Annotated in this window: 7 protein-coding genes and 1 pseudogene; 4 read left to right on the top strand and 4 right to left on the bottom strand. The window is 28.6% G+C overall.

Annotated features, from left to right (window positions below; translation table 11 throughout):
- Positions 1–297: pseudogene (locus AB1Z17_RS04725) on the top strand (hypothetical protein); the annotation flags it as partial.
- A 138-nt stretch (positions 298–435) separates the two neighbouring features.
- On the opposite strand, the gene AB1Z17_RS04720 reads toward AB1Z17_RS04725, so the two are convergent.
- A complete protein-coding gene (locus AB1Z17_RS04720; protein WP_368050644.1) occupies positions 436–1,707 on the bottom strand; it encodes a DUF2130 domain-containing protein in 1,272 nt (423 codons plus the stop codon).
- Between the two features lie 34 nt (positions 1,708–1,741).
- Entirely contained in the window at positions 1,742–2,323 is a 582-nt protein-coding gene (locus AB1Z17_RS04715) for a DUF502 domain-containing protein (RefSeq protein ID WP_368050643.1), read from the bottom strand.
- A gap of 392 nt (positions 2,324–2,715) precedes the next feature.
- Here AB1Z17_RS04715 and AB1Z17_RS04710 point away from each other — a divergent pair, with 392 nt between their 5' ends.
- Positions 2,716–3,153 (top strand): Hsp20/alpha crystallin family protein, encoded by a 438-nt coding sequence (locus AB1Z17_RS04710; protein WP_368050642.1) that lies wholly within the window; start codon positions 2,716–2,718, stop codon positions 3,151–3,153.
- Between the two features lie 286 nt (positions 3,154–3,439).
- Here AB1Z17_RS04710 and AB1Z17_RS04705 read toward each other — a convergent pair whose 3' ends face one another.
- On the bottom strand, positions 3,440–4,093 hold the full coding sequence (locus AB1Z17_RS04705; RefSeq protein ID WP_368050641.1) for a BON domain-containing protein: 654 nt from the start codon (positions 4,091–4,093) through the stop codon (positions 3,440–3,442).
- A 182-nt stretch (positions 4,094–4,275) separates the two neighbouring features.
- Between AB1Z17_RS04705 and AB1Z17_RS04700 the strand changes: the two genes are divergently transcribed.
- Positions 4,276–5,376 carry an alkene reductase gene (locus AB1Z17_RS04700; RefSeq protein WP_368050640.1) on the top strand — a complete coding sequence of 367 codons (1,101 nt, stop codon included), beginning with the start codon at positions 4,276–4,278 and terminating at the stop codon, positions 5,374–5,376.
- 29 nt (positions 5,377–5,405) lie between these two features.
- Here the strand turns inward: AB1Z17_RS04700 and AB1Z17_RS04695 are convergent, their stop codons facing one another.
- Complete coding sequence (locus tag AB1Z17_RS04695; RefSeq protein WP_368050639.1) at positions 5,406–6,188, bottom strand: patatin-like phospholipase family protein; 783 nt, start codon at positions 6,186–6,188, stop codon at positions 5,406–5,408.
- A gap of 245 nt (positions 6,189–6,433) precedes the next feature.
- On the opposite strand from AB1Z17_RS04695, the gene AB1Z17_RS04690 reads away from it, so the two are divergent.
- Positions 6,434–9,341 (top strand): PAS domain S-box protein (locus tag AB1Z17_RS04690; protein WP_368050638.1); only part of this gene is annotated, 2,908 nt, incomplete at its 3' end.

Below are 9,341 nucleotides of genomic sequence, written 5' to 3'. Positions count from 1 at the left end.
TTTGGTGCTTTAAAAAACACACCTTTAATTTCTGGAACCATACATGTAAATAATGAAACATCTGGAACTGTTGATATTGTTATGAATGGTATTACACAAGCGCTACCAATTACATTTATAATTAGCGATCAAATGGTTACTTTGGAAGCTTTAATGGATTTAGATAATTGGCAAGCACAAACTGCAATTGAATCGTTAAATGAAGTTTGTAAAGAATTACACACTGGAAGTGATGGAATTTCTAAAACCTGGAGCGAAGTAAAAATTGAAGTTGCCACGTATTTAAAATATGAATAAAAAATAGTTTGCTCTTTTCTCAAACTCATATTTGTTTTAAATATATTAAAATTAAAAAAATAAACCTCAATAAATTGGTTTTTTACCAAAAAATTGAGGTTCTGTTGTATTACAAATAGTTGTATTTAAAAGAATATTTTACTCTAAAAGTTGCTGCTCATCTTCTTCACTTCCTGGCAATTCCAGCGCTTTTACAGATTGAATAGCGTTCCCTGCAATTCCCTTAATAGAACCGTACATATCTATAGTATTGGTAACAACTTTTTCTATTTGCTTATCGCGCTGTTTCCAAATACGTTGCATAGAACGCTTTTCGCTTTCCAAGTCAGATTTCATTTGGGTAAAACCTTCAACAATAGCTTCTATTTGCATTCTAAAGGTGTTACTAGTTAGAAAATCGTACAACATATCCATTTTATCACCCTTGTTTTCTTGTGTACTTATGGCGTTATTAATTTTAATAATAGATTCTCTTAAAACAGTACAAAGTCCTTTAAATTCATCGTAGTTACAAATCCAAATCCCCTCTCTTAGTCCAAATCTATCCATATCAGATGGCATAACTTCCGTAACCAGCACACCAATATTTGCACCTTTATCTCTAATATCTGCTTTAAATTTTTCTATCCAACTTGGTTGAAAATCTTTAGTTCGCTTACTTTCGTAATAAATAGAACCACAATTTTGCTCGGTTCGTGTATGCACAATTTGAATACAATCTCCTCCCCTGGCACCTTTCTTTATTTCTTCTATTGTGTCTAACGGAAATTTGGCCGCCAACCATTCTTCAATTGCCAATTCCTGTACTTCTCCTTGCATTTGCATAGACCCTTGGTCTTGCTTACGCTTCATTTCTTCGGTAAGTTTTTTTTGAGCTTCCAATTGCATTTGTAATTCTTTAAAACGCAGTTCGTTTTTATCGGCTTCAGATTTTTTAATTTTTTCTCTTTCAGTTAATAAAGTTTCACTTAACTTTTTTTGGGCTTCAGCTTCAGCAATCTCCTTTAATTCTGCCTTTTCGCGTTTTAATTTTTCTATTTCGGCTTTGGTACGATTTAGTTCCTTTATTTGCTCTGATTTTTCGTTCAATTCTTTTTGTAAAGCACTAAATTGTTCCGATTGTTCCTCAATTAATTTTGATTTCAATTTTGCCTCTATAACCTTTTTTTCTTCTTTTATTTGCGCCTCTAAACGACTTTTAAACAATTCGTTTTCTTGCTTTTTCTTTTCTTCAAAAGCTTCTTTCGCTTTATTTAAGGTTTCTAAATTTGCTTGATATTTTTGCTTTTCAGCTGCAATTCTCGATTGGTATTTCTGTTTTATTTCTTCTTCTAATTGATGCGATAAAATATCTTGAACATCTATTGAAGTTCCACAATTTGGACATTTTATTTGAGTTTCCTTTTTCATTTTTAGTTTGTATTTGGTAACTGGTAATTGCTTTTTATTTTTCTTCTTTATCCCAACCAGTTAAACCTGCTGAAACAATAAATTTCATAACCTGACTTGAGTTTACATTTAAAGGTTTAATATTTTTTTTAGGAACTATAAATAATTCACCTGAAAAATTATACGAATGCGGAAAATACACTGCAACTTTATCTAATTCATCTAAAATTTCAAGATTTTCTTCGGTAATAAAACCAAGTTTTTCTAAATCTGAAATAGTATTAACTTTTACTAAAACCGGTTTACTGAATTTCTTTTCTTTGCCTACAAATGCCGAAAATAAATCGTTTAAAGCAGTGTAAACAAATTTTAATAATGGAATACTATCAATTATCTTTTTAAAAACAATTTTTAATGGTTCTGCTATAATAGTTCTCCCTATAAAACCAACAATAATTAAAAATAATAATAAAGAAAGTACACCTAAACCTGGAATTTTTACATCAAAAAAGTTGGCTATTAACTTTTGTGATAAACCATCCATAAACATAAAAACTGCATAAATAATATAAGCCGTTATTCCTAATGGTGCAATATACAATACACCTTGAAGTAAATAATTAATTAATTTTTTCATAAATTATAAGTTCTTAGACACTATTAAATATGTTTTTTTTAAAATTAAAGATACAAACTATTTTAGGTTGTCTAAAACCAACTTTTATAAATTGGTTTTTTAACAAAAAATAAAGATGAAACAACTTTTTAAACTAGTTGTAAATATAAGATACTAATTTACATATTTCCACAACAAACACCGTGAAAATAACTTTTGTTTATAAAAATTAATTCTTTTACAAAATTGATTATTATCAGTAATTTAAAGATGATTCCATACTTTCCTTTTTTAATTCTTACTTATATCAATTAAAAAAAAACGTCAATTGATTCGCATCATTTTATAAAATAGTTGACACCACTAAATTTGGATAATTGAAAGTTTAAAAGTTTAACTTAAAAAATAATACTATGTCACTAATTAATTTAAAAAAGAGAAATCCTTGGAACAATCTAATCACTTCAGATTTTTTTAATACTGACGATTTTTTTAATGACCGATTTTGGTTAAAAAGAGCTGGTGAACCAGCTTTAAATATTAAAGAAAAAAAAGAAGAATTCGAAATTGAATTAGCAGCTCCTGGCTTTGACAAAAAAGATTTCAAAGTTTCTATTGATAATGGATGTCTAAATATTTCAGCTGAAAAAACTGAAAAAAAGGAAGAAAAAGACGAAAATTACACAAGAAAAGAGTTTAGCTATAATTCTTTTGAAAGATCTTTAGAATTACCAGATTCTATTGTTAATGAAAAAATAAAAGCTACCTACAAAAATGGTATTTTAAAATTCAACTTGGCAAAAAAAGAAGAAGCTAAAAAGAAAACGCCAAAAATGATTGAGATTTCTTAATTCAGCAAAAAAATAAAAATTGTTGGAAAAGATTGCACCATTTTAAATAGCATTTAAAACACTATTTAGAATGGTGTTTTTTTGTACAAAAAGTAAACATGCGTTTCATTTCACAAAATTCCATTAATAGTGACGTGTTAGAATTCTTTACCTGAGAAATAACCAAAGTAATCTTTAAAACATTACTTACCCTTTTAGTTTTGCAGTCGAAGTTTCAAATTGTATTAATAAAAAAATATCAGAGTTTTAATACCCAGATATTTTTTTTATTAATTCAAACTTACAACTAATGAATTATTTCCAATTCATTTTCTACTTCATAAACTCCTGGAGCAAAGTATGCAGTTCTTCGTGCCTCTTCTTTTTCTGCATAAGAATGTACTTTACCTTTTAGCTTAACTTTATGTCCATCTACTTCAACTTTAATATTTTGTGCATCTAAATCTGCCAAACGTCCAAAAGCTTTGGAAATTTTATTTTTAATTTCAGAAGGTTCAATGGCTTGTTTTAAAGTAATATTATTAACCACTTTTTTTACACCCAATAAATTTTCAGCAGCTTTTCTGGCTGCATCTTTTTGATAAAACCATTGTAATTCTCCAGATAAATACACCCAACCATCTCGCACTTCAATTTCAACTTTGTCATCTGGAACAGAAGCATTCCAACTTAAGGCATTTACAACAGCTTTTGCAATTTCTTTATCCGTTTTTTTATAAGCATCGCCGTACTTAACTTCAATATCATCAGCAACTGCTTTAACACCTACTACATTTTTTACAGCTTTTTCTGCAGCCACTTTTTTAGCATAGGTATCTACAATACCCGTAAGTGTTACCACCCCTTTTTCAACAATAACGCCTATTTGTGTTTCGTCTACATTAGGTTGCCACATTAATTCATCAAGAACATCCTCTTTAATTTCACTATCAGTTTTCATAATAAAAGATTTTTTAATTAAACAATAATTTATTTTGTGTAAAACTAATTACTAGTAATGCATATTAAAATGATACTCCTCAAGATTTTGAAATAATAATAAGATAAAAATCATAAGGCTAAAATGATTTTTATCTAATCACCCTTTTTCTTAACTTTACGAGCATTAAAATTTTAAAGAAAATGTCTAAAATTCAACCATTACTTACTAGTTATAAAATGGGAGATTTACTCCTAAAAAACAGACTGGTAATTGCACCCATGACGCGTTCCAGAGCTAATAATAAAGAAAATGCTCCAACCAAATTACATGAAAAATATTACAAACAACGTGCAAGCGCAGGACTTATAATTTCTGAAGGTTCACAAATTTCTAAACGTGCTGTTGGTTATGTAAATACACCTGGAATTTATTCTGAAGCTCAAGTAAAAGGATGGAAGGCCGTTACAGATGCTGTGCATAAAGAAGGAGGTAAAATATTCATTCAACTATGGCATGTTGGTAGAGTTTCGCATCCAGATTTTCATAACGGTGAATTACCTTTAGCACCAAGCGCTTTAAATCCGAATTCTAAAAGTTTTACTCCAAATGGGTTTAAAGATACTGTAACTCCTAAGGAAATGACTTTAGAAGATATTAAAACTACTATTGAAGATTTTAAACAAGCGGCAATTAATACGAAAAAAGCAGGGTTTGATGGTTTAGAAATTCATTCTTCAAACGGATATTTATTTCATCAGTTTTTTAATAATAGTTCTAACAAAAGAACTGATAATTATGGTGGAAGTATTGAAAATAGGGCACGTTTTTTCTTTGAAGTTTTAGATGAAATTAGTCAAGTTTTTCCTCAAAACCGCGTTGGTGTTCGTTTTAATCCGTCGATGCATAATTCCCATGGAATTGATATTGATAAAGAAACAATTCCGTTATTTGAATACGTAATAAAAAAATTAAACGATTATAATTTAGCCTACGTACATTTATCTGAACCTTTTACAGATGTTTCTAAAGTAAAATATGCAGTTAAAAACATTGCAAAACATTTTAGACCTTTATACAATGGAACTCTTATAATTAACAGTAATTTTGATCAAGAAAAAGGAAATAAAATTATTAAAGATAATTTAGCAGATTTGGTAGCTTATGGCAAATTATTTATTTCGAATCCGGATTTAGCAGAACGATTTGAAAAAGATGCCCCGTTAGCAGATTGGGATGTTGCTACTTTTTATTCAGATACAGGCGAAAAAGGATTAACCGATTATCCTAAATATCAGGATTAAAAAACAGGAAAATTATAAAGGATATGAGTTTATAGATTGGATTTTAAAAATTGAATTCCTTGTTTAGTTTCTAAAACATTAATTGTTGCATCATATCCTAGTTTAAATATTTCATCAAAATTATTCATATAAAAAGTACTATAATTACTTAAATCTTTTGGTGAAATAATTATATCACAAGCTTTAAATTTTTTAATTGAATCATTTGCACTTTTAATTTTTAAGGCGCGTTCTACAACATTATACGAATGTTTTAAAGTATTATTATTATTTATAGTTTCAAAAGAATTTACATAAACTCCAATAAGTTTATTACAATATGATGAGATTAAGTCTACTGGAAAATTGTTTAAAATACCACCATCTATATAATATTCTTCATTAATTTTAACAGGAGTAAACACACCAGGAAATGCTGCCGAAGCTAAAATTGGTTTTATTAATTCTCCTTTGCTAAAAACTTTTAATTGTCCACTTAATAAATTTGTTGCAGTTACAAAAAGTTTTTTATTTAGATTATCAAAATTATCTGTTGGAAAATAAGATTTAAAATCATTATAAAATTTTTCAGTATCTATAAAACCTGGTTTATTAATGGCATATTTACTTAAAGAAAAAATTTGTACACTATTAAAAAACTGCATCATTTTATCGCAACTATACCCATTTGCATATAAAGCACCCACAATTGCACCTGCGCTTGTGCCAGCAATATAAGTAGGTATAATGTTATTTTCTTCTAATGCTTGTATGGCTCCAATGTGTGCTATTCCTCTAACTCCACCTCCAGAAAGTACCAAGCCAATATTCATTATAATACTCTTTTAGTAAAAGTATTTTAATATTGGTAAAACTATAATGATATTCCTCAGTTTAAATAGTAAAAAAAGCTCTATTTAAGGTTAAAAAATGATTTATATCATTGTAATAAACATTTTTTAAACCATGTTCAATATTCACCTGAATTACAACAAGTTAAATTTCAAAAACTAGAGCGAACAGATGAATTATTGATGAAAATTGACTATCTTACTGGTTTAAATAGGCTTTAAAAGATATGGAACTTTTTAAACAGATTTTCGATCTTGCTTCAGAGGGTATTTTGATTTTAAACAGTGATGGAATTATTCAAAAAATCAATAGCTCAAGTACACAAATATTTGGTTATTCTAAGAATGAAATACTTCAAAAGAATGTAAGTATTATTATTTCTCCAATTGATATTGATGCCATTAAACTGAATTCAAAAAAAACTTCAAAAACAAGCTTCAATAGTTATGGATTTAAAAAAAGCGGATTACAATTTCCTCTTATTTTAAAATCCGAAATAACTCAAATTAATAAGGGAACTCAAATTATACTGTTTGTAACGGATTTAACCACTAGTAAACTTAAAACAGAAACACTTATAGCTAACAAAAAACATATTGAAGAAACCCAGAATATAGCTCATATTGGAAGTTGGTTTTGGAATTTACAAACCAATGAAAAAGACTGGTCTGGTGAATTTTATAAAATTTATGATTTAGAACCAAATGATGAACGGTTAAATCCGGACAATGTAACCCAATTTATTCATCCGGACGACAAAGAAGAAGCTATTACAAAAGTAACAAAGGCAATAAAAAATCATCAACCCTTTGAATGTGAAAACCGTATTGTAACACAAAAAGGAAATATTAAACATACTATTAGCAAAGGAAAGGCTATTTATAATAAAAATGGGGAACCTATTTATATAATGGGAACTTTGCAAGATGTAACCGAATTAAAAAAAACAACTATAGAACTAACTGAGAGCAACAGAAAATTTGATGCTTTAATTAGTAATTTACCAGGGTTAGCTTACAGAAGTAAAAATGACAAAGACCGGACAACAGAATACATGAGTAGAGGATGTTTCACTATAACTGGTTATAAACCTGAACAGTTTATTTCAAAAAAAATAAAATTTGGAAATATAATTGTACCAGATGATAAAGATTTTGTGTGGGAAGAACTACAAAAGGCACTTGCAAAAAAAACAACTTTTAATATAGAATATCGTATTCAACATAAAAACAGAAACCTAAAGAATGTTTGGGAACAAGGGAAAGGAATTTTTGATGACCAAGGAAACTTATTGGGTATTGAAGGGTTTATTTTAGACATTACAGAAAAAAAACAAACTGAAGAAAAATTAAGAGCAAACGAAGCCAAAAACAAAGCACTTTTAGAGGCAATTCCCGATATTATGCTTATTCAAGACCTTAAAGGAGATTTTTTAGATGTTTATGCAAACCAGCCTGAAATGTTAATTGTTCCTAAAAATGAAATTATTGGTAAAAATATGGTTGATATTTTACCCAATAAATTGTTTAAAAAAATTAAAAAAGCACATCAACGCGCTTTAAAAACAAAACAAATTCAAATTGAGAATTTTGAAATTAATAACAAGGGAAAAGCAGAAATGCATGAATCCCGAATTGTACTTTTAAATAATCATAAAATTTTATCAATTGTAAGAGATATTACCAATCAAAAAAAATTAGAAAAAGAATTAAAACAAAGCGAAGCTAAAAAAACGGCCATATTACAAGCTTTACCCGATTTAATTTTTGTGCTTAGTGAAAAAGGTAGTGTTTTAGAAATTCACGAATCAGATTCTTCCGTATTATTTACTCCTAAAGAAGACCTTTTAGGTAAAAACATTAAAACATTATTGCCAAAAAAAGGCAGCCAAAAACTTACAGAAGCACTCTCAAAAGTTCTTAAGACAAAAAAAATGGAAGTTCTGGAACTATCCCTTCTAGCTAACAATAGTATTGTAAAATATGAAACCCGAATGGTTCCTTTAGAAGATAACAAAATACTAACAATAGCACGTGATATTACTAAAAATAAAGAAATAGAAGAACTCTTAAGCATCCGTAACAAAGCCTTAGAATTTGCAATGAACGGTATTATTATTGTAGATGCAAAAAAAGAGGATGCTCCAATAATTTACTGTAATAAATCCTTTTCCGAACTTACAGGTTATTCCAAAGATGAAATTATTGGTAAAAACTGCCGCTTTTTACAAAATGATGACCGAGATCAAAAAGAAATTTTGATTATGAAATCTGCTATTGAAGAAGGTAAACCATGTCAGGTTGTATTGCGTAATTACCGTAAAGATGGCTCAATGTTTTGGAATGAACTTAACATTACTCCAATTTTTTCAAATACAGGAAAACCAACGCATTTTATTGGAGTTCAAAAAGATGTAACTGCACGGAAAAAAGCCCTGATTCTTAAAGACCAAATAAGAAAAATTTTGGAAATGATTACCCAAAATAAACCTATTAAACAAATTGGAGATGAAATAGTAAAAACACTGAAAAACAATTTAAGCAATAGCATTCCATCTATGTTACTACTTAACAATGAGAAAAAAACATTACACAACTTATCCAGTGTTAATTTACCAAACAACTATAAAAAATCAATAGAAGGTCTTGCAATAGGATCAAAAACAGGATCTTGTGGTACCGCTGCCTATTTAAAAAAAGATGTAATTGTAACCAACATTGCTAATGATCCGTTATGGAAAAATTTTAAAAATAATGCCTTAAAACATAACTTAAAATCATGTTGGTCTTTTCCAATCTATTCCTCAACAAATACTGTTTTGGGTGTATTAGCTGTTTATAGTAGTGTACCTAGAAATCCTAATGACCATGAATTACAGTTAATTGCTGATATCACTCAATTAGCAAGCGTAGCCATAGAGCAACATACTTCAAATATTACACTTCAAAAAAACAACATAAAACTACAAGAATATACTCAAAAACTGGAAGAGAATGTACAAAACAGAACAAATGAACTATCAGCAACTGTTCAACAGCTTGTAGAAACAAATTTAAATTTGGAAGATCAGGTTCAAATTACAAAAGAAGCTGAAAAACTTGCAAATACAAGTCAGGCAATGTTTTCTGCCATTG

Source organism: Lutibacter sp. (genome assembly GCF_040883305.1).
Classification (GTDB): Bacteria; Bacteroidota; Bacteroidia; order Flavobacteriales; family Flavobacteriaceae; genus Lutibacter.
Note: the sequence above shows the minus strand (reverse complement) of the source record. Positions and strands in the feature narration are given on the sequence as shown.

Bases quoted from the DNA above. Each gene is read 5' to 3' on its own strand.
- AB1Z17_RS04720 (WP_368050644.1), bottom strand. From the start codon at position 1,707: ATGAAAAAGGAAACTCAAATAAAATGTCCAAATTGTGGAACTTCAATA.
- AB1Z17_RS04715 (WP_368050643.1), bottom strand. From the start codon at position 2,323: ATGAAAAAATTAATTAATTATTTACTTCAAGGTGTATTGTATATTGCA.
- AB1Z17_RS04710 (WP_368050642.1), top strand. From the start codon at position 2,716: ATGTCACTAATTAATTTAAAAAAGAGAAATCCTTGGAACAATCTAATC.
- AB1Z17_RS04705 (WP_368050641.1), bottom strand. From the start codon at position 4,093: ATGAAAACTGATAGTGAAATTAAAGAGGATGTTCTTGATGAATTAATG.
- AB1Z17_RS04700 (WP_368050640.1), top strand. From the start codon at position 4,276: ATGTCTAAAATTCAACCATTACTTACTAGTTATAAAATGGGAGATTTA.
- AB1Z17_RS04695 (WP_368050639.1), bottom strand. From the start codon at position 6,188: ATGAATATTGGCTTGGTACTTTCTGGAGGTGGAGTTAGAGGAATAGCA.